Genomic DNA, 20,214 nt, shown 5'->3' with positions numbered 1-20,214 from the left:
AGAATTAGCATTGCACGCGAGATTTCTCCCGTTGGTCGAAATGACGTGCTGGTAAGATAGCCCTAAAAAAAGGAGCCCCGGCTTAGTAGCCAGGGCTCCTTTTATGTTGTATATGAACACGTTAGGCCAATTTCAGCGTAGCGGCTAATCTAGGTACGCCTAACGCCGACCGTAGTCGTTGCGGTGCGCGGCTTCCCAGCGGGCGCGCTCGGCGGGTGTTACGCGATGGTTGCGGTCGTAGCCGTAGTTAAAGTCACGGTCGTTGCGGTCATAACGGTCGCTGTGGCTGTTGCGGCGCTGCTGGGCTTCCCAGCGGGCCCGCTCGGCGGCTTCTCTGCGCTGACGCTCCAGCTCCATTCTGCGGCGGGCTGCTTCGAGCCGGGCGCGCTCAGCAGCGGCTTTGCGGTCGTCTTTATAGTTTCTTTCGCGGCGGTCGTTGTCGTGGTGGTCGAAGATCGGTGCGGGAGCGGCGAACGATTGAGTGGTAGCCAGCATAGCAACAGCAGCGGCAAACGAAAGCAGGGAGGTTTTCATAGTTAGGAGAAGGTTAGAAAAGGTTGAAAGTATTGGATAATCAGGCGGTTAAATCGTTTGGATTATCCGTTGAAAAAATATCAAGCGCTTGTTCTCCCAATTGCAAGCGCAGTGCCAGCTACCGGATTTCACCCCTGCCGAACCCTGTTTCATCTCTGAATACCCCAAATCTATCGTCGGATAATGCAGCTTTACCGATGAAAACTATTCTAAAAGCTAATGATTGTTAGTATTTCTTCACCCAGGACAGTACAGTAAGCAACCGTCAACCTAGCCTTGCTTCTTGTAGAGCAATTCCTTGTTCGTCTTTCCTCATCAGTCGAGGACTTAGCTAGCAGATCAGCTATAGCGAGCAGTAGTACCCTCAAGAAAACCAGCGCCTTGACTAACCAAACCACGCCATCTACGCTAACAAAACCGGCGGCCTTGCTCCTCAGCTGCCTACTTCCTTTGCTCTCGTGGGCGCAGCAACGACCGTGGCAACAGCTTCAGCAACCAACCGTTGTAGCAGTAGCAGCGCAGTTCAAAACGCCTCCGCCCGAATTTGGCGCGACGGTAACCTGGGGTTGGAACGGCGCCATCACGCCGCAATCCATCAGCCGGGATTTGGATAGCCTCCATGCGCGCGGCGTGCAGGCTGTTACCATTGAGGCCGGCTATGATATGGGGGCAGCTTACCTCTCAACGGGCTGGTTTGAGCTGGTAAAAGAAGCTGTAAATCAGGCCAAACGCCGCAACATGCGCGTCTGGATTATCGACGAAGGCAAGTACCCCAGCGGCTTTGCCGGCGGCAAGTTCAGCGCCGAAAAGCCAGAGCTGCGCATGCAGGGGCTAGCCACCAAAACCATCAAGCTAGCGGCCGGCGAGACGTTTTCGCAACCAATGTCGGCACGCATCCTAGGTGCTTTGGCCATTAACACCGACGATAAAAGCAGCCAGGTACTCCCGATCAAAGGTCGGAAGCTAACCTGGAAAGCACCGGCCGGCAACTGGCAGGTGCTACTGGTGCTGCATAAGTTTCGCACGTCTGTAACGCGGGCCGCCAACAACGCTACGCACGGCAAAGACACCCTTAATTCGCTTTGCGACTACCTCAATCCGGCTGCTACCCGGCAGTTTTTGGAGTTCACGCATGTGCAATACCAGAAGTACATTGGCGACGAGTTCGGCCAAACGGTGCTAGGTTTTCGCGGCGACGAACCCGATTACGGCTTCATCCCCTGGACTCCTGCCCTGCCAGCTGAGTTTCGGCGCCGCAAGGGCTACGATATTACGCCGTACATCGCCTCGTTCTTCGCCCCGCAGCCCACCTACGAGCAGCGCCGCGCCAAAGCCGATTTCTGGGACGTGTGGTCGGATCTGTTCCGCGACAACTTCTTCAAAGTACAAGCCGATTGGTGCGCGGCTCACCACCTGGAGTACTTCGTGCACCTGAACCACGAGGAGAAAATGATGGAGCTGGTGCGCTCCGAAGGCGACTTTTTCAAGGACATGCGCTACGTCCAGATTCCGGGCGTGGATGCCATCTGGAGCCAAATCTGGCCCGACAAGGTAGCCGACTTTCCGAAGCTAGCTTCTTCGGCGGCGCACTTGTTTGGCCGGCCTCGCTCGTTCAGTGAAAGTTTCGCGGCCTACTCGCCCGCGCCTACTGTTGCTCAGGCTCAGTGGGTTATCGATCACCAGCTCGTGCGCGGCATCAATTTGTTTGAGCTGATGTACGCGGGCGGTTCAGCGGCCACCGGCAAGATGGGCTTATCAAAGTACCTGGCTGCTCCTGAGTTTCCGGCGCTGGCGGCTTACCTCAACCGGGCTTGCTATCTGCTGGCGCAAGGCTCGCCGGCCACCCAAATTGCCTTGTATCATCCCACCCCTAGCTTGTGGCTCGGCGACGAAGAGGCCAACCAAAGCACCCTAGCTATTGCGCAGCAACTGCTAGAGCACCAGCGCGATTTCGACTTTGTAGACGATTACTCTCTGGCTACAGGCCTAACGGCAGGTAAGGGCGAACTGAAAAACGTCAGCGGTCAAAGCTACCGCACGGTACTTATTCCGTCCGTCAGCGTCTTGTCGAAGGAAGTACTCGCTCGGCTGCGGGCTTTTGCGCAAGGCGGCGGGCAGGTGATATTTCTGGGCAAAGAACCTACGCTGGTAGCTGGCAGCAACTACCTAAAAGCTAGCTCAGCAACGGCACTAACGTGGGCAGTGCGTGAGCCATCGGGACAACTGACGCCCGCCGTGTTGGCCGCGCTACCTAGGGCCGATGTCACGCTGGATCAGCCGACGCCCGCCGTCAAATACTTACATCGCCGCTGGCAAAACGCTGATTTATACTTCTTTTTCAATGAGGGCGAACAGCCGGTAACTCGTCAGCTAACGGTGTCGGGGCTAGGTCAGGCGCAGCTCTGGGACGCAGCCAACGGCACTATCACAAACATGGCGGAAGCTAGGTCCGGCCAAGAGGCGCTGACGTTGCCCTTGCAGTTGGCGCCGCATCAAACCCGGTTCATTGTGCTTACCAGGCCGTAACCTGTTACTCATTCCGCAACTCTCCTGCTTTATACCGCCATGTGCTCCAAAACCATCATCGTTGCCAACCGGCTCATCTTCTGCATACTGCTGCTAGGCTTGAGTTTACTAGCTAGCTCTGCCAGCGCCATGCGCCGAGCCAGCAGGTCGTATGTAATTTCTGAGTACGGCGCGGTGGGCGATGGACAAACGCTGAATACCAGCGCTATTCAAGCCGTTATCGACAAATGCTCGGCGGCGGGTGGCGGCGTGGTGGTCGTGCCGGCGGGCACGTTCCTGACGGGTGCTATTTTTCTGAAGCCGGGCGTGAACTTGAGCGTGCTGAAGGACGGCGTGCTGAAGGGCTCCATTAACCCCGACGACTACCCGCAGATTCAAACCCGCTGGGAAGGCGTAGAGCGCGAGTGGACTTCCGCCCTGATCAACGCCAACAATCTAACCGGCGTCGAAATCAGCGGTGCAGGCACGATTGATGGCTCCGGCGACGCCTGGGTGTTGCGGGCGCAGCAACAACGACAGCAGCAGCCCCAGGGCACGCCACCAGCCACTCCTTACCGCGGCCGACCTAGGTTGATTTGCTTTCAGAACTGCCGGCAAGCGCGCATTTCGTCGCTGCGCCTACACAACCAGGCCGTGTGGTGCCTGCACATTTTGTACAGCGAAAACGTAGTCGCCGAAAACCTGACCATCACCGCCGACCACAACATCCCTAGCTCCGACGGCATTGATGTGGACTCCAGCAAGAAGGTGCGCATCACGGGCTGCAACATCGACGTGAACGACGACTGCATCTCCATCAAATCGGGTAAGGATGCGGACGGCTTGCGCGTCAACCGGTCCAGCGAGGACATTGTGGTGGAAAAATGCCGATTTGGCTACGGGCACGGCGGCGTGGCGATGGGCAGCGAAACCTCGGGCGGCATTCGCAATGTGGAGGTGCGCAACTGCGTGATGGAAGCCGGCAACTGGGCGCCCATACGGTTCAAATCGCAACCTAGCCGCGGCGGCGTGGTGGAGAATATCACCTACCGCAACATCAAACTCAACGATACGCGCAAGGTATTCGAGTTCAACATGGAGTGGCGCATGGTACCGCCGGTGCTGCCGCCCGCCAAGGTGTTGCCCGTGGTACGCAATGTCAAGATTGTCAACGTCTCAGGAACCACTACCAACGTCGGCGACATTCACGGCCTTAAAGACAGCCCCATTCTGAACGTTACCTTCAAGCACTGCAACATCAAAGCCCAAAAGGGCATTGTCATTGAAAATGCCCGCGGCGTAGATTTCAGCGGGCTAGCTATTGAGGTGAAAGAAGGCAAGCCTATCGTGCGGCAGGAAAATGTGCAGTAGCTAGGTTCGCTCCTATTCTTCCGGCGTCTGACCTAGGTGGTTGGCTACTTCGCGCACGGTCTCGGTGAGGTAGCTAGGCACCTCAGCATCAGGCTGCAACAGTTTCAGCAAGCGCAGGTACTTGGCGCGCCCCTCAGCCAGCATATGTGGCGACACCTCCACCGTGAACACCTGGAACGGCTCCACTTTCTGGACGCCTACTAATAAGAAGCGGTCGGCGTGTAGGGCGTCGGAGTAGAAAGCGGCCTGACGGTCGTAGTCGTAGCCGCTGCATTGGGCCAGGAAGTGGTTGTAGTCGCGGGCCAGCGTGGTTTTGAAGTCGATAACGGTGTAGGGCTGGCCGGGTTGATCTACCACCAGATCGGCGCGCAGCTTACAGAGCGTGTTAGTAGTTGGTTCGGTGAAGATGCAGCTAGGTTCGGCCGTGCCGGCTTGCAGCAGCGCGTTCAGGTCCGGGTTCAGCTTCACGCCATCGACTAGCCACCAAACCAGCGTATCGTTGATGCCGGGCTGGGCGGGCTCATACAGGTCAGGTTCCAGCAAAGCCGTGTGAAAAGCCGTACCTAGGCTCAACGCATTCGAGGAAGAGGTTGACCGCGGAGGACGACCATTGAGGGCATCGCGCAGGCGCGAGAGGTCGGAATTAGCAATGGCCGGAGCGGCGCGGTAGTCGTCGTACGACAGGCGCAGCAGGTCGGGGCGGCGGGAGTTTTCGGGGAGGACAGACACAGGAACAAAACAAAACAAACTGCAAAATAGCTCCTTACGCATCGTGTCAGCGCAGGGCTAGCGTTGGGTCAATCTTTTAACCTAGGTGTTTCTTGAACATAATTTTGGTGTAGCACAGATGTCCCTACTTACCTGGCACCCCACAAAATAGCAAATAGGACAGATTTAATAGGACCTTACGCAAGATAAAAATAGTCGTAACACTATATAAAGTATGAAAAAAGCAGCTACTCAGACTAAAAAGGCCACTAGAAGGCGCTGATTGTGCTCAACAGGAAGCAGATACGGCCGGAAATTTGTAAGCCGTTTTTGCACTTAGCTGTTCCGGCTTCCTCTCCTGTCTTGAGTCAATATCTTCTTTGAATTGTGCGACATCTACTTCTCTGTTCTATCCTTGGGCTTAGCATAACCAGTTCCGCGCTGGCAGGCGCGCCCATTCTGCTCCCTACCACTGGCCCCGATAAATCTGCCCACCACGACACCACCGAGGCCGAGCTGATGCAGGGCGCGGGCACCGGCCTCACGGCATCGTACTTCAACAACGGCACCCTGGCCGGCGCGCCGGCGCTTCAGCGCGTAGATGCCAGCGTTGACTTCCGTTGGGGCAAAGGCGCACCGGCTACTGGCTTGCCAACCGATTATTTTTCAGTACGTTGGGAAGGGTTGCTGGCTGCACCCAGCACCGGCAGCTACACATTTGCCGTCCTCACGGATAGCGGCGTCCGGCTTTGGGTGAATGGCAAAAAAGTAATTGATACCTGGAGCACGAAAGGTACCACCGGCATTATCGGAGTGCCTGTAAGCCTCGCTGCGGGCGAAAAAACCAGCCTCAAGCTAGAATATTACGAAGAAGAAGGCGATGCTACCGTACAGCTCCAATGGACGCCACCGGGCAAAGCTCCGCAGATTATTCCGATGGCGTACTTATATCCATCTGGCTCGCCTACTACCCCGGATCCGGCGGGCGCAAGCAAGCCCGCTGTTGCAGCTGCTTCAGTTCCGGCTAAGGCTGTGGCTACCCCGGCCAAAGCACCGGTAGCCACAGTTCCCGTGGAAACGGAGGCCGTGGCTATAGCTGTTCCGCGGCCACCCGCAGTAGCGAAACCTAAAACACCTACGCAAACTCGGCCTACTACACCGGCACCCGCCGCTGTGGCAGCTGCATCAACCCCCAAGTCTGCCCCGGTAGCCAAGCCGGCGGACAAGAGTCCCAAACCCAAAAACTCTTCGGCTCCTCAGCTCGTTCGAGCTCCGAAGGTAGTAGAACCCGCAGCGCCGTCTGCGCCGCCGTTATCGGGGGTATTTACGCTGAAGTCACGGGCTAATAGCACGCCGCTTGAAGTCATTGAACCTAGCCACCCCTATACCGGTGAAGGTGCCGCTCCGGCAAATGCACCGAAAGATCCGCAGTGGAAAATTGAGAGTGTGGGCGAGGGTTACTACCGCATCGTGGTGCAGGGCAGCAACCGGGTGCTGGAAGTGCTGGGCAGCGAAACCTCCAACGGCACCCCACTGAGCCTATGGACGTACTATAGCGGCAACAACCAGCTCTGGCGCATTGAGGAAGTAGAAGGAGGCTATTACAAGCTCACGGCCAAGCACAGCCGTAAAGCCCTGACGGCTAAGCTAGCTGCGGAAGGCGGCATTCAGCAGTGGCGCTATAATGGCCACGAAGACCAGCAGTGGAAACTGGAGCCTGCCGTGGCAACGCAGCCGGTTCTGATGGCTGCCACTCGGCTTCAGGGTGTTGGCGACAACAACATGAGCGTGTATCCCAACCCTTCCAACGGGGTGGTGCAGATGAACTACCAGCTGCCGCAGGAGCAGCCCCTGGGTTGGGTGCTCTACGACCAACGCGGCATCGTGGTGCGCGTTTCCGACTACCGGCGCCAGACGGCGGGGCCGCACAACCAGACGCTCGACTTCCTGACGCTGCCTACCGGCGACTACAACCTACACCTGACCGTAGGCACGAAGACGACGACGCAGCCGGTGCTCATCCGTCATCCAAAAGCAGACATGCCTGACCCGCAAGCTTCGAACTAAATTACTTTCCTCGGAAGCATCGTTCGGCCTGGTTACTGGTTCTGAAAAGAGCTAGCAGCCAGGCCGAACTGTTGATAGCCGCCAAAGCAGCATTACCTTATACACCCCTAGCAACTTTGCACGATATTGCGGCCGCAACATTGCCCACCTGAAACCTAGGTGGGCCACTACTACACAACCTTTGCCCCGCATGAGTCAAGTCATTATCAGCAGCTTAGAGGAGCTGGTTCGCTATGAAGGCCAGGAGCTAGGCGTCTCGCCGTACTACCAAGTCACGCAGCCGCAGATCAACTTATTCGCCGAAGCCACCCTCGACCACCAGTGGATTCACGTTGATGCGGAGCGCGCCCGGCGTGAGTCGCCCTTCCAGATGCCCATCGCTCACGGCTACCTGACGCTCTCGTTGCTACCGTATCTGTGGACGCAGATTGTTACCATCAACAACCTGAAGCTCCAGGTAAACTACGAAATCGAAAGCCTGCGCTTCAACCAGCCGGTGAAGGTAGATAGCTACGTGCGGCTCCGGGCTAAAGTACTGTCAGTGAAAGATTTGCGCGGCGTAGCCAAAACCAGAATTGAAGTGACGCTGGAAATTCAGGATCAGCCGAAAGCTGCTTACACGGGCGTTATCACGTTTCTCTATCATTTTGAGAAGTAGCCAGGTTGAGCACCTAGGTAGACTTGCTCCTATAATAACCCAAGCTGCGGAGTTTTGGAACCTAGCCCCAGCGGGGCGACATGTCGGTAGAAGAATAACCTGTACAAACGACCAAGCCCCAGCGGGGCGACACCTAGGTTTCAACGACAGGTGCCGCCCCGCTGGGGCTTGGTGGTGCTACAGCGTTGGTTCCTACCGATATACTGCCCCGCTGGGGCTAAACGACCTAGGTCGCTCTTGCTCCTAAACAGCAAGGGTTTATTCAATTAGGTAAAACGAAAGCAAGCCCATCATTTCAAGCAGTTAAAAATCAGAAGCAGCCTTTGGCCGGCCGCAACCGTCGTTTTATCTTACCTAGTGTCGCGTTGAGAGAACAGCGGATACTCCTTCACTGCTTTACCTTTTTCTGCCATATGCCTATTTCTACCCTGCACAGCTTTCCTCAACGCGTGTTGCTGGCGGCCTTGCTGGCCGCGCCAGTAGTGCCAACCCTGGCCGCCGATCCGCCGACGGCGGCTTACTTCACCGAGCCAGCCCTGTCGCCCGACCGCACGGAGCTGGCGTTTGTGTCGGGCGGCGATATCTGGACGGTGCCGGTGGGGGGCGGCGAAGCTAGGTTGCTGGTGGCGCACCCCGCCAACGAAGCGCGGCCCCTGTACTCGCCCGATGGCAAGTCGCTGGCTTTCACCTCGACGCGCACCGGCGCGGGCGACGTGTACGTGCTGAATCTGGAAAGCGGGCAGCTACGGCGCCTCACTTTCGACGACGCCAACGACCAGCTCGACGCCTGGTCGCCCGATGGCAAGTGGCTCTATTTCTCGTCTACGAGCCACGACATTGCCTCCATGAACGACATCTATCGGGTGTCGGTGAATGGGGGCACGCCCATGCCGGTGAGTGCCGACCGCTACGCCAACGAGTTTTTCGCCGCCCCCGCACCCGACGGCAAGACCCTGGCTTTTTCGGCGCGCGGGGTGGCTTCCAACTACTGGTGGCGCCACGGCCACAGCCACTTAGATGAATCCGAAATCTGGCTGCGCCACGAGAAAGACGGCAAACCTAGCTACGAAGCCTTGACGACCAGCGGCGCCAAGGAACTGTGGCCGATGTGGGCAGCCGGCGGACAGCGGCTGTTTTACATGTCGGACCGTAGCGGCAGCGAAAACCTCTGGACAATTGGTCTCGACCGCTCACCGGCCCGGCAGGTAACGAGCTTTAAAGACGGCCGTTTGCTCTGGCCGAGCATTTCGTATGATGGCAAGCTGATCGTGTTTGAGCGCAACTTCCGCCTTTGGACGATGGACACGGATAACGGCCAAGTAAAGGAAGTGACGATTCGGCGGCGGGGTGCGCCGGCGGGCAGTCCCGTGGAGCGCGTGCGTTTCACCGACCGTTTGCAGGAGCTAGCCCTTTCACCTGATGGCAAGAAAGTGGCCTTTGTAGTACACGGCGAAGTGTTTGCGGCCGGCGCTACTACCGGCGGCGAAGCAACTCGCCTGACCCTTACGCCAGCCGCCGAGATGAACATTTCCTGGTCGCCGGATAGCCGCAGCCTCATCTACATCTCGGAGCGCGACGCGGCGACGCACGTCTACCGCTACGATTTCAGCACCGGCAAGGAAACGCGCCTGACCAACGACAAGCAGAACGATGCGGCACCTAGCTTTTCGCCCGACGGCAAGCTGCTGGCTTTTGAGCGCAACGCCCGCGAGTTGCGCGTGCTAGACCTAGGTTCCAAGCAAGAGCGCGTGGTGACGACAGCCAACTTCGACCGGGTGCCGCTGCACGCCGAGCGCTCGTTCACCTGGTCGCCGGACGGCAAGTGGCTGGCGTTTCTGCCCCGCGGCGCCCGGCGCTTCACTAACGTTTCGGTGGTGCCGGTGGCGGGCGGCAAGGAAGCCAGGCCAGTCAGCTTCGTGGCCAACACCAACAGCAATGGCGTGTCGTGGAGCCCGGATGGGAAGTTCCTGCTTTTTGACACCGGCCAGCGCACCGAAGATACCCAAGTGGCCCGCGTGGATCTGCTGCCTCGCACGCCGCGCTTCCGCGAAGACCAGTTCCGTGACTTGTTCCGCGAGCAGCAAACCCCGACCCCCACCGCGCCCGACAAAAACACGGCCCCAACGGTGAAGCCTGCCAGCCCGCTGCCCACCGCCGCGCCAGATTCAACTCGCGCCACCACACCGAGCTTGGCTACAGGTCGGGGCAAAAAGCGGGGCGGCAAGAACAACCTAGCTTCCGCCGCTGATTCGACCTCCGCCAAGCGGCCGGTGAGCATTGTGTTTGAAGATATCCGGCGGCGGTTGAGCTTGTTACCGATTGGGGTTAACGTAAACTCTCACTCCATTAGCCCCGATGGTAAGTGGCTGCTGCTGACGGCTTTCGTGGCCAACCAATCGAACCTCTACCTCTACTCGCTGGACGAGCTGAGCAAAGAGCCGACCGCCGTGGTGCGGCAGCTTACCTCAACGACCGGCCTGAAGCGCGACGCCCAGTTTTCGCCCGATAGCAAGGAAATTTATTACCTCGATCAGGGCAAGATTCAGGTAATTTTCGTGGACCCCGAGAAGGGCAAGGCGCGCCCCATAGCCGTATCGGCCGAGATGGACGTGGACTTTGAGCACGAAAAGCAAGCCGTGTTTGAGCAAGCCTGGAGCTACCTGCGCGACCATTTTGCCGACGCGAACTTCAACGGCGCCAATTGGAACGCGTTGCACGAGCAGTATGCGCCGTATATCGCCGGGGCGCGCACCGTGGATGAAGCCCGCCGTTTGGTGAACCTGATGATTGGGGAGCTTAACGCCTCGCACACCGGCCTGAATCCCGCCGTTCCTACTACGGGCACTGTTTCGCCTTCCACCGGCCGCCTGGGCGTTGAGTTTGACCGCGAAGAATACGAGCAGAAAGGTAAGTTTCGGATTACCAACTTGTTGCCGCTCAGCGCCGGTGGCTTGGCCGGCCTCAAACCCGGCGACTACCTGCTCGCCCTGGACGGTCAGGAGCTGACCGCGCCCACCAACCTAGACGAACTGCTGCAATATAAAGTGAACCGCCGCGTGACGCTGCGCGTGGCACCGAACGCCAAGGGCACCAGCGCCCGCGACGTAGTAGTGCGGCCCTTGAGTCGCGACACGGAAAAAGGCCTGGCCTACCGGCAGTGGGTGGAAGAGCGCCGCGCCTACGTAGCGAAAGCCAGCGGCGGCCGCCTGGGCTACGTGCACATGTACGACATGTCGGCTAATTCGCTGGCGCAGCTTTACCTCGACCTTGATGCGGAAAACCTAGGTCGCGAAGGCGTGGTGGTGGACGTACGCAACAACAACGGCGGCTTCGTGAACGTGTACGCCATCGACGTGCTGGCCCGGCGCAGCTACCTGACCATGACCAACCGCAACATGCCGCAAGCTATTCCTGCACGAGGTTCGCTGGGGCAACGCGCCGTGGAGCTGCCGACGGTTCTTGTCACAAACCAACATTCCCTATCTGACGCCGAGGACTTTACCGAAGGTTACCGCGCTCTGAGCCTAGGTAAGATTGTAGGCGAGCCGACTGGCGGCTGGATCATCTTTACGTCGAACGTGTCGCTGCTCGACGGCTCCAGCTTGCGCCTGCCCAACACGACCATCCGCGCCACCCGCGACGGCAAGGTGATGGAGATGAACCCACGCCCAGTAGATGTGCCCGTAACTCGCCCTATCGGCGAGAGCTACACCAGCCGCGATGTGCAGCTGGATACCGCAGTGCGCGAGTTACTTATGCAGCTGGCAAGCATAAACAAAAGCAAACCAGCTAGTACCGGAGGCAATTAATTACCTGAGCGATGTAGAGACGCAATATTTTGCGTCTCGTCGTTGAACGATGCGGCTTAGCACACCCTAGGTCTGTCTAGGTAAACAACATCAGCAACGAGGAGACGCAAAATATTGCGTCTCTACACCGTCCTTTTGGCTAGATATTAACCACGCAAAAAGCAATAAGGCGAACCTAGGTTCGCCTTATTGCTTTTTGCGCATTTCCTGCTGCCGCATAGGCATTGTGTCGATGGTGCCAAATAGTTGCTGCGTCGTTAGCGGTTCGGTTTGGCGCAGCTTTACACCGCCGTCTTTGCCGAGTAGCAGCACCGTGAACTGGTCTGGCACAACCTTGAGTTGTTGCTGCAAGTATTGTTTGTCAGCTTCTGATAGCTGGTTTGCCACCAGTTCCAGCACCTGAATATCGCGCTCCTGCATGGCTTTGGCATCCTGGGACAGCAGGCTTTTTTGCTGCTTAAATTCACCGTTGTCGGCCGTAGGCGCGCAGAGCAGCACCAGCCGCTTTTGCCACTTGTTGGCGCGCAGCAGTTCTACTACACTCTGCCGCTGAGGTACTTGCGCAGCTGCCAGCAACGGCACAAGCAGCAATAAGCCCGGGATAAAAGCACGAAGCAAATGAATCATAACGAGGAGTCTAGCAGTTAACCACAAAAACAAGCTGACAGAAGCACAACGGTCATTCCCGCAACGTTGGCCTGGTACGCAGCGTACCGCTACCCAGGTCCTTGTGTTTGGTATTGATGGCCTTAATCCGCTGCGCTTAGTATCTTCATTGTCTGATACGAACTGCTACTTATGTCGTTTACTGCTGAACTGAATCTGGAAGGTAAGGTGTACGCGCTGCGTCACTTTGTGTGGGCGGTGAGCCAGAATGTGGACGCAGTGGGCCGCCCCGATACGCGCGTATCAGGCGGCCAGCTCCAACTGGAAATCGACTCGCAGCCCGACGAGCAGCTCCATCATTGGGCCCTCGATGACACCAAGAAGATGAGCGGCAACTTAGTTGTGTATCACTCCGATGCTAGGTCGGTGCGCAAGACCATTGCCTTCGAAGATGCTTACTGCGTGGCCATGCGCAAAGACTTCGACAGCTCGACGAACAGTCAGAACATGACGATGACCCTGCACCTGTCGGCCAGCCGGCTGACGGTCGGGAGCGTCACGATTGACAACCAGTGGCCGCAATAACCTCCTGACGCTTAGCTCCTATCCTTATGGCTTCTTTCAACAGCACCCTTCACCTGGACGGCCGACAATACCCGGTTACGAAGTGCAGCTACGAGTTTGAGCAAAACGTGAACGAGCGGGGCCGGGCCATGGGTAAAGTGCGCACCAGCCTCATTACCATCACCTTACCTGTACCCGACGACGACGTGCTGCTCGCCTGGGCCGCCGATCCGCACAAGAAAATGAGCGGCCAGCTCACCTTCGACCACGTCGATCAGCCCCTCACGCATGAGGAGCTCTCCTTTGAAGATGGCTTCTGCGTGGCCTACGAGGAAAGCTTTTCGCCCGGCACCACCACCGACATTACTTCCTACGTCTGCACGCTCCAGATTTCCGCCGCCCGCCTCTCGATGGGCTCTACTTCCAAGGACAGCTATTGGGCTAAAAGCCGCTAAACAGCAGCGGTTTACTGTGCCGCTTGCACCAGCGCCTGGTTCACCACGTAGGGCTGCAACGCGGCCAGCGGAATCTGTAGCTGCCGCGTCGGGCAGGCCTGTCCTACCTGCACATCGCCCAGGAAAAAGTAGACCGCGTTGCCAGCTACGCAAAAGTTATCGAAGTCGAGCGTGCTGGCGTCGGGCTCGCACCCGGAGTCGGCGCCATTTTTTTGCAGTGCGGCAGCGACGGCCTTCTTGAAGGCCGGATTCAGCCGAAATACATCGCGGGCAGCTAGCTTTTTACCGCGCTCCAGATCATAAAAAAACGTGTTGGCCCAGGTGATGGACCTAGGTCCGATGCCATCCTGGGTGACGGTCAGGTTCACGCCTACCAGCTTGTTGGTCAGCGTGTAAGGCTTGAAAGCAACCTGCAAGCCAGCCCCTACGCCTACTTCGGTGGCGGCATTTTCCTTCGCCACCGAATCAATTTCACTTACCAACGATTGCACGAACCTAGCTACCTCCCGGTTGAAACCGGCGAGTTTGCCCGACTCCGCGCCCGTGTTGCCTTCAGCCCGGAGTTGCGGGTATGACACGGACACGCTGAGCGGCAGCTTCGGGTCTTCGCGCTGGGTGCGCATACTATCAAGGCGGTATAGGTTAGGTGCCGCTGGTGCGGACTGCCGGGTGGCCGTGGCAGCTACAGGCGTCGTCGGCTGGCTGGTTGGCGAACTACCCGGTGTATCAGTCGCTTGCGCACAAGCCGCGAGCAAACCTAGCCCAAGGAAAGCCCAGGATGGAAGACCAGTTCGCCTCATGATGGTGGGAGCAGAAAGTGGTGAGAAAGACGTACCTAGGTTACGTTAACGGGCCGGTTTTTTCTTATACTCGGCGTAGTATTTCTGGAGGTTGTTGGCGTATTGCGGGTTGATTTTCTTCCAGAACTTGCCATTATAATAAAGCGCCACCGTTTCCCACTGATGGTTTTTGAGCGCCGTAATCAGCTTGCCGCCTGCTTTCTTTCGCAAGAAGGCCACGAAAAAAGCGAGCTGCTGCTTCTCCGATTCGCGCATGGCCTTCTCCATTTCCTGCGGCGTGGCATACAGGTTTTTATAGTTCTCGCCCATAATCTGGAAGCGCCCCCACGATGCCGATTCCAGCGCGGCTTCCTCATCGAGCTTGCGGGCCCTTTCCAACTTATCGTACTGCACCGATTCCTTACCGTAGCCGCCCTGCGCCTTGTTCACGATGTCGGGGTACTTTTTGGCCAGCGCCACCGGGTCGTGCCCTTCCGCGCGCAGGTGCTGGTACATCTTGTGGCGCTCGAACAGGATTTTGGGGCGGCCATCGGCAAAGAACCCGCCGCCGTGCGACTCCTGCCGCGCAATGGCCATCATCACTTCCACCTCCAAACCTAGGTCTTTGGCGGCCTGCACTAGGTCTTCCTGCGTGATGCCTTTGTTGGGCGCACCCGTGGTAGAAGGCCACTCCCAGTAAAAGAAATTCACGCTGCGCACGTACACCAGGTGCTGCTTATCGATGTCGAAATAATCGACATCCTGGCCGCCTTTGCTGGATTTTGAGAAAAGGACAAAATCTTGATTCTCGAACACCGGCTGGGCCTGCACTGAGAAATTGCCGGTCGGCTTTAGCCCCGAAAAAGCAAGCGACGAGACGGAGGGCGAAGCCAGCGAATACGTCGGCCAGCCGCCCCAGCGGGTGAGGCCGCCAAACCCGTAGGTGCTGGTAAGCTGCTGAATGACTGCGGCTTTCGCAAAAGGACTCTTCAGAACGACGTTGTATTCCATAGCGGTTCGTAAAGCCAGAAAATGCCGGTACCGATAAGCGAAAAGTTGACCAGAAATAACCTAAATTCGGGTTGGCACGTTGCTTTACCGTTGAGCTTCTGTGGGTTATCGAAGTAATACGAGCCCTTTTCTAAATGTATCGTACTGCCCCGCGAAGTACAAGTATTTTTTTAGCTTTGATGACGCTCACTATCCCTACTTGTCTATGTCTCGTCTGGTTAAGTTAGTTGTGCAGCCCAAGGGGCGAAAGCTCCCCATCACGGAAGTTGGCTACCTGCGGCTGCACCAGGATCTGCACGCGCATCACTCCTTCGAGCTTAGCGTTCCATTCGATTACCTGGAAGGCAGCCTGGGTAGCTTTATGCAGACGGCGCACCAGGAGCTAGTGGGCAAGCCCATTTCGCTGCTGCTTCAGGAAGAGGCCACCGGCGCCAGCACCGACTTTGCTTTCACCGGCATCGTGACGGACTTGGTGCTCGGCAATGACAACGACTACACGGGCAGCTTCCTCATCAAAGGCTACAGCCCCACCTGCCTCATGACCGACGGCATTCAGAAGCGCACCTTCCTGAATAAGTCGCTCTCGGCCATTGTGGATCAGGTGATGCAGCCCTACCCCGCCGACTTACTGACCAAGACCAACGCCCCCGCCAGCAGCAAGCCCCTACCCTACGTGGTGCAGTACAACGAAAGCGCCTTCGACTTTCTGAACCGCCTGGCTGCCGAGTGCCACGAGTGGTTTTACTACGATGGCACCCGTCTCCAGATTGGCCGGCCGAAGGAGGATAAAACGGTGAAGCTGAACCTGGATGGCTACTGGAGCAACTTTCAGCTTTCGGCCACCATCCGGCCGCCCAAGGTGAGCCTCTACAGCTACGAAGCGCCGCAGCACAAGCATTTTCGGGGGCAGGGTGAAGAGCAGGTTGCGGGCATCGGCACCAACCAATACGCGCAATTTGCTCTGCAAACCTCGCACGAAGTATTTACCCAAACCTCGTACGTGGCGCCGGGCCTGGGGGCGCGCAGCCAGAGTGAGCTGGACGAGGCCAACCGCAACATGACGCGGGCGCAGGCTACGTCGTCGCTCACGTTTCAGGGCCGCAGCGAAGACCCAAACCTGCGCCTGGGCACCATCATCGACGTATCGGCCGAGGGCCTAGGTAGCGCCAACACCATGCTCGACAGCCTAGGTAAGTACCGGATTGTCAGCCTGGAGCATGTCGTCGATCAGGCGGGCAACTACCATAATACCTTCACGGCTATTCTGCATTCGCTGGAGCTGCCGCCCCTGAATCCACACGTGCTCAGTCCGGCAGCGCAGCCCGAGCTGGCCGAAGTAATCAACCTGCAAGACCCCGAGCGGCTAGGTCGCATCAAGGTGCGCTACTACTGGCCCACCGAGCAGCCCCAGCAAGCCGAAACCGACTGGATACGGGTGAGCACCCCCTACTCCGGCGACGGCAAAGGCCAGCTCTTCACCCCCGAAGTCGGCTCGCAGGTGCTCATCGGCTACGCCCTGAACCGGGCCGAGACGCCGCTGGTGCTCGGCAACCTGTTTCACCCGCAGAACAAGCAGAGCGCCAAGTACACCAACCCGCAAAACAGCCTGAAGGGCCTGCAAACGGCCGGCGGCAACAAGTTCGTGATGACCGACACGGCCGGGCAGCAAAAGATTCTCATCTCCAATTCCAACAACAAGGGTACGGCCTTAGAAGTCGGCTTTAATGGCGACGGCAGTATTTCGCTGAAGACGAATGGTCCGATCAGCCTCACAGCTGGCGGAGACATCACACTCACGGCCCAAAAAGATATCACCCTCACAGCCGGTAATAATATAACCATTACGGCCAAAAAGAACGTGGTCGTGACAGCCCAGGAAGCAGCGGTGGCCCTTGATGCTAAACAAGCATTGGATCTAGTAGCCGAGAACTTAACAGCCGATTTCCGCAACAACCTGACTATCAACGCTAGCGCCCAAGCTAAGATCAGGTCGCAGGATACCGATATTATTTAATCCCGGTCGCTTCGCTAGCTTCTTCCTCTCACCGCTTATGCCGCATCCGCTTGAGTACGTGACGACCGGAGCCCTGCTACAGTGTAGTCAGGGCACGGTACCTATGCCGTTCCAAACTACGCCGCGCACCAGCAAGATTGCCGGGTTGCAAGCCGGCAACGCACTAGACAAAGCGCCCCTGACGAACATTCCTTCTTTTGTCATTTGTCAGAAGCTTACCCAACAAGCGGGTGGTTCGCCCGTACCCTGCACGCCGCAGCCCTTACAGTGGGAAGACACGTACCCGGCCAAAGTGGGCGGCGCAGAAACCTTGCTGTTTCGCTCTTGTATCCACTGCCCCCTAGGTCAGGGAAAAATCGAGTTTCTGACCTCAGGTCAGCTGCCCATCCCTCCGGATATGAGCCAGCAGATCAAGGAGACGAAGGAAGAGGCAGAGGAGGCGCTGGAGCAAGCCGAGAAAGAGAAGAACTCGGTGGGAGAAGCCGGATTTCTGGAAGGAATGATTCCTATCTGGGGCTCGGGCCGGGACCTGATCCACTCCATTCAGACTGGCGACAAGGTAGGCATGGCCATGAATGCGGCGTTTCTGGTGTGGGATGTGGCATCGGTGGTAGCTGGTGTTTTCAGCTTCGGCACGGCTACTGCGGCCATGATGGGGGCCAAAGCCGGCGTGCGCACCGCTATTAAGGCCGGCGCGAAAGTAGGCTTAAGTGCAGCTAAGAAGCAGATGGCCGAAGTAGCTGCTAAGGGGCTAGCCTTGAAAAACGGGCTGAAAGGTATCCGGGCCTTTGTAGCCAAAATTCCGCGCATCTGCGTGACAGCCTGCTTTCCGGCCGGTACTCCGGTGGCGGTAGAAGGCGGCTATAAGAACATTGAGGACGTTCAGATTGGAGACCTGGTCTGGTCCTGGCACGAGGAAACGGGTGACTTGGCGTTGAAGCCCGTGCTACAGACTATGCAGCGCAACTCGGATGCGCTCGTTGAGTTGCAGATAGGCGCCGACACGGTGCAAGCGACACCCGAACACCCGTTTTGGGCCAATGGCGCGTGGAAGAAGGCAGGAGAGCTAGTAACAGGTGATACGCTGCTGCGTTCCGATGGACTTACCATGCCCGTGAGTGCAACCACTCACCATACGGAGCAGTCCACTACGGTGTACAACTTCGAAGTAGCGGAGTGGCACACCTACCTGGTTAGCTGGTGGATGTTCGTGGTTCATAATGCCACAGTCTGCTTAAAAGCAGCTTTGGAAGACGCGCTCAAGAGTGCTAAAGAATGGCAGAAGTGGGCCAAAGCTGCGAGAGCAGAGTTGCGTACCGCTATCGGATCAGCTGGTACTGGCGCGCACGCGCACCACAAGATTCCATTAGAATCTCTAAAAAGAAATCCACTGGTTCAAAGAGCTTATCATGAAGGCTTTGACTTTAATGGCGTTGCTAATGGCAAAGCCTTGTCGGCCTACACACACATATTTACTAATGGCGAATTAGCTTACCATCACGCATCTTACAACCGATACGTTGAATCATTAATAAGTAATGCAGCAAAGAAGTATCCTAATATGTCGGCGTCCAAGTTGTTGGAAGAGAAGGTGATGCCCAGAGTTGACAGGTTTATCGAGCAAGCAATAAGTGAAAAAACAACATTAAATGATTTAGCCCAACTAAAAGGTTTTTAGCCATGAGTTTTTATAAGGTCAGAGAAGATGTTGAACAAGCAGGTTCACGAGAGGTAGTTCCTTTATGGGAATATGATATTGAAGCGGATAATTCACAAAGCAAATTATCATACGACCATTTCCCACAAACAGAGCCAAATTTCTCCCGCTTATTAATCACAGGCTCTCCTACAGATGTAATAACAGATGGAGGAGCTATCGGCGGTTCGGGACTTATAGTTAGTGATAGACTAAAGAACTTGCTTGCAAGTTTTCGCCTTGGCAGACACCGCTTCTACCCGCTTGATACTTTTGAATATGAAAGCGAAAAAAAACCTCTCATAAATTACAGTTGGCTACAAATTATTAGCGAAGATTTTTACAAATGGATTGATTATGACAACTCCGATTTTTTTCTTTTCGATGATTTCGAAGAAGAGATTATAAATCACGTTAACATAAAAACTCCTGGAGGGCTTTTGGAAGCCATTGATTCAACATTAGAGACAGATAACTCTATCATATACAAGAAGCTTATTTTCAATAATCATTATACCAGCAACCCATTAGACTTATTCTATACAAATGGAATAAGCGATAATATCTTCACCTATCCTATTATTAGCGAAAGACTAAAAGATGCTCTTCAAAGAAATAGCATTACAGGTTTAGAGCTGAAACAAGTCCCAATTTACTTAGGCAACGAGCTTACATAACCTACTTATGCGCTATTATATTACGCCATCATATTATCCCAACTTCCAGCTTGATGTAGTGAGTTTTGAAAACAAGCTAATAAAATTATACACAACAGAAAACCATTTTATATACAGCCTCATAACTCCTCCTGATGGTTGGGGTTGGCGGGTTACAGAAGGGGAACATTATCTAGAGATATTCATTGCAAATGATCAAGCTACTATTGAGTTTAAAGGATCATCCTACACTTGGCTGGCCAGATTTAGCTTTTTTGCTTGGTCACAATATCCCGTCTGTAAAGGCATATATTTAATAAATGAGGATCTTGATAGAACCTACTTATTACGTAATGATACCACAATAGAAGATCTTATAACGCTCTTCTCTTACTAGCCTATTAGAACATTGAGGATGTTCAGGTTGGGGGCCTGATCTGGTCCTGGCACGAGGAAACGGGTGACCTGGCGTTGAAGCCCGCGCCTGAAGATTTACTTTGCTTCTTTCAAGGAGGTAGGAAGATCTTGGTACAAGCGAATCAAGTAATAAGCATCAGGTGTTCATACCACTTCCGGCAATCTTCTATTAAGTAGTAGACCACCTTTTATCGTTCTCAAAAAGGATTCTGAGAGTGAGTGGTCTAGCCCAGGCAGATATAATAATTGCGTCTTCTTCCTCTGGCATTACTGCAAAAAGGAATTGGGGTGATTCCAACAACCGGCGTAAGTAAGATAGACTTTCAAAGCCTAGACGTTGGCAATAAACTCTTTCATATTGCAC

The 20,214-nt window shown here is 56.0% G+C and carries 16 protein-coding genes; 11 read left to right on the top strand and 5 right to left on the bottom strand.

The annotated features are described in order from the left end of the window. Positions 1-159: 159 nt before the first annotated feature. The gene (locus tag IEX74_RS21515; protein WP_188816153.1) at positions 160-534 is read right to left on the bottom strand and encodes a hypothetical protein; all 375 of its coding nucleotides are present in this window, start codon (positions 532-534) and stop codon (positions 160-162) included. Positions 535-984: 450 nt separating this feature from the next. Here IEX74_RS21515 and IEX74_RS21510 point away from each other — a divergent pair, with 450 nt between their 5' ends. Together IEX74_RS21510 and IEX74_RS21505 are read left to right on the top strand one after the other, a co-directional pair. Then, the gene (locus IEX74_RS21510) at positions 985-3,060 is read left to right on the top strand and encodes a glycosyl hydrolase (RefSeq protein ID WP_229755409.1); all 2,076 of its coding nucleotides are present in this window, start codon (positions 985-987) and stop codon (positions 3,058-3,060) included. Positions 3,061-3,099: 39 nt separating this feature from the next. Then, positions 3,100-4,410 carry a glycoside hydrolase family 28 protein gene (locus IEX74_RS21505; RefSeq protein WP_188816151.1) on the top strand — a complete coding sequence of 437 codons (1,311 nt, stop codon included), beginning with the start codon at positions 3,100-3,102 and terminating at the stop codon, positions 4,408-4,410. Between the two features lie 12 nt (positions 4,411-4,422). Here the strand turns inward: IEX74_RS21505 and IEX74_RS21500 are convergent, their stop codons facing one another. Then, positions 4,423-5,139: a PD-(D/E)XK nuclease-like domain-containing protein gene (locus IEX74_RS21500; RefSeq protein ID WP_188816150.1), complete on the bottom strand. Its 717-nt coding sequence runs from the start codon at positions 5,137-5,139 to the stop codon at positions 4,423-4,425. Between the two features lie 366 nt (positions 5,140-5,505). Here IEX74_RS21500 and IEX74_RS21495 point away from each other — a divergent pair, with 366 nt between their 5' ends. The 3 genes from IEX74_RS21495 (at position 5,506) to IEX74_RS21485 (ending at position 11,652) form a co-directional block, all read left to right on the top strand. Beyond that, complete coding sequence (locus tag IEX74_RS21495; protein WP_188816149.1) at positions 5,506-7,185, top strand: PA14 domain-containing protein; 1,680 nt, start codon at positions 5,506-5,508, stop codon at positions 7,183-7,185. Between the two features lie 190 nt (positions 7,186-7,375). Further along, a complete protein-coding gene (locus IEX74_RS21490; RefSeq protein WP_188816148.1) occupies positions 7,376-7,843 on the top strand; it encodes a MaoC family dehydratase in 468 nt (155 codons plus the stop codon). Between the two features lie 413 nt (positions 7,844-8,256). Next, complete coding sequence (locus tag IEX74_RS21485) at positions 8,257-11,652, top strand: S41 family peptidase (RefSeq protein ID WP_188816147.1); 3,396 nt, start codon at positions 8,257-8,259, stop codon at positions 11,650-11,652. A 186-nt stretch (positions 11,653-11,838) separates the two neighbouring features. Here the strand turns inward: IEX74_RS21485 and IEX74_RS21480 are convergent, their stop codons facing one another. Next, positions 11,839-12,279 carry a DUF4174 domain-containing protein gene (locus tag IEX74_RS21480; RefSeq protein WP_188816146.1) on the bottom strand — a complete coding sequence of 147 codons (441 nt, stop codon included), beginning with the start codon at positions 12,277-12,279 and terminating at the stop codon, positions 11,839-11,841. A gap of 171 nt (positions 12,280-12,450) precedes the next feature. Between IEX74_RS21480 and tssD (IEX74_RS21475) the strand changes: the two genes are divergently transcribed. Both tssD (IEX74_RS21475) and tssD (IEX74_RS21470) read left to right on the top strand, forming a co-directional pair. Next, positions 12,451-12,843 carry a type VI secretion system tube protein TssD gene (gene tssD, locus IEX74_RS21475; RefSeq protein ID WP_188816145.1) on the top strand — a complete coding sequence of 131 codons (393 nt, stop codon included), beginning with the start codon at positions 12,451-12,453 and terminating at the stop codon, positions 12,841-12,843. A gap of 26 nt (positions 12,844-12,869) precedes the next feature. Next, a complete protein-coding gene (tssD, locus tag IEX74_RS21470) occupies positions 12,870-13,277 on the top strand; it encodes a type VI secretion system tube protein TssD (protein WP_188816144.1) in 408 nt (135 codons plus the stop codon). Between the two features lie 11 nt (positions 13,278-13,288). Here tssD (IEX74_RS21470) and IEX74_RS21465 read toward each other — a convergent pair whose 3' ends face one another. Both IEX74_RS21465 and IEX74_RS21460 read right to left on the bottom strand, forming a co-directional pair. Continuing rightward, positions 13,289-14,077 (bottom strand): hypothetical protein, encoded by a 789-nt coding sequence (locus tag IEX74_RS21465; protein WP_188816143.1) that lies wholly within the window; start codon positions 14,075-14,077, stop codon positions 13,289-13,291. Between the two features lie 45 nt (positions 14,078-14,122). Beyond that, on the bottom strand, positions 14,123-15,067 hold the full coding sequence (locus IEX74_RS21460) for an N-acetylmuramidase family protein (protein ID WP_188816142.1): 945 nt from the start codon (positions 15,065-15,067) through the stop codon (positions 14,123-14,125). 205 nt (positions 15,068-15,272) lie between these two features. On the opposite strand from IEX74_RS21460, the gene IEX74_RS21455 reads away from it, so the two are divergent. The 4 genes from IEX74_RS21455 to IEX74_RS21440 are packed head-to-tail and all read left to right on the top strand — an operon-like array spanning position 15,273 to position 19,830. After that, positions 15,273-17,081 carry a type VI secretion system Vgr family protein gene (locus IEX74_RS21455; protein WP_188816141.1) on the top strand — a complete coding sequence of 603 codons (1,809 nt, stop codon included), beginning with the start codon at positions 15,273-15,275 and terminating at the stop codon, positions 17,079-17,081. A gap of 37 nt (positions 17,082-17,118) precedes the next feature. After that, positions 17,119-18,759, top strand: a complete 1,641-nt coding sequence (locus IEX74_RS21450; protein WP_188816140.1) for a polymorphic toxin-type HINT domain-containing protein — start codon at positions 17,119-17,121, stop codon at positions 18,757-18,759. A gap of 2 nt (positions 18,760-18,761) precedes the next feature. Further along, a complete protein-coding gene (locus IEX74_RS21445; protein ID WP_188816139.1) occupies positions 18,762-19,454 on the top strand; it encodes a hypothetical protein in 693 nt (230 codons plus the stop codon). A 7-nt stretch (positions 19,455-19,461) separates the two neighbouring features. Next, complete coding sequence (locus IEX74_RS21440) at positions 19,462-19,830, top strand: hypothetical protein (RefSeq protein WP_188816138.1); 369 nt, start codon at positions 19,462-19,464, stop codon at positions 19,828-19,830. Positions 19,831-20,214: the final 384 nt, after the last annotated feature.

Source organism: Hymenobacter cavernae (genome assembly GCF_014641455.1).
In the GTDB taxonomy this organism is placed as follows: Bacteria; Bacteroidota; Bacteroidia; order Cytophagales; family Hymenobacteraceae; genus Hymenobacter; species Hymenobacter cavernae.
Note: the sequence above shows the minus strand (reverse complement) of the source record. Positions and strands in the feature narration are given on the sequence as shown.

Excerpts from the sequence above, each read along its gene's own strand:
- tssD (WP_188816145.1), top strand. The coding sequence starts at position 12,451 with ATGTCGTTTACTGCTGAACTGAATCTGGAAGGTAAGGTGTACGCGCTG.
- IEX74_RS21505 (WP_188816151.1), top strand. The coding sequence starts at position 3,100 with ATGTGCTCCAAAACCATCATCGTTGCCAACCGGCTCATCTTCTGCATA.
- IEX74_RS21440 (WP_188816138.1), top strand. The coding sequence starts at position 19,462 with ATGCGCTATTATATTACGCCATCATATTATCCCAACTTCCAGCTTGAT.
- IEX74_RS21465 (WP_188816143.1), bottom strand. The coding sequence starts at position 14,077 with ATGAGGCGAACTGGTCTTCCATCCTGGGCTTTCCTTGGGCTAGGTTTG.
- IEX74_RS21485 (WP_188816147.1), top strand. The coding sequence starts at position 8,257 with ATGCCTATTTCTACCCTGCACAGCTTTCCTCAACGCGTGTTGCTGGCG.
- IEX74_RS21480 (WP_188816146.1), bottom strand. The coding sequence starts at position 12,279 with ATGATTCATTTGCTTCGTGCTTTTATCCCGGGCTTATTGCTGCTTGTG.
- tssD (WP_188816144.1), top strand. The coding sequence starts at position 12,870 with ATGGCTTCTTTCAACAGCACCCTTCACCTGGACGGCCGACAATACCCG.
- IEX74_RS21455 (WP_188816141.1), top strand. The coding sequence starts at position 15,273 with ATGTCTCGTCTGGTTAAGTTAGTTGTGCAGCCCAAGGGGCGAAAGCTC.
- IEX74_RS21460 (WP_188816142.1), bottom strand. The coding sequence starts at position 15,067 with ATGGAATACAACGTCGTTCTGAAGAGTCCTTTTGCGAAAGCCGCAGTC.
- IEX74_RS21490 (WP_188816148.1), top strand. The coding sequence starts at position 7,376 with ATGAGTCAAGTCATTATCAGCAGCTTAGAGGAGCTGGTTCGCTATGAA.
- IEX74_RS21450 (WP_188816140.1), top strand. The coding sequence starts at position 17,119 with ATGCCGCATCCGCTTGAGTACGTGACGACCGGAGCCCTGCTACAGTGT.
- IEX74_RS21515 (WP_188816153.1), bottom strand. The coding sequence starts at position 534 with ATGAAAACCTCCCTGCTTTCGTTTGCCGCTGCTGTTGCTATGCTGGCT.
- IEX74_RS21445 (WP_188816139.1), top strand. The coding sequence starts at position 18,762 with ATGAGTTTTTATAAGGTCAGAGAAGATGTTGAACAAGCAGGTTCACGA.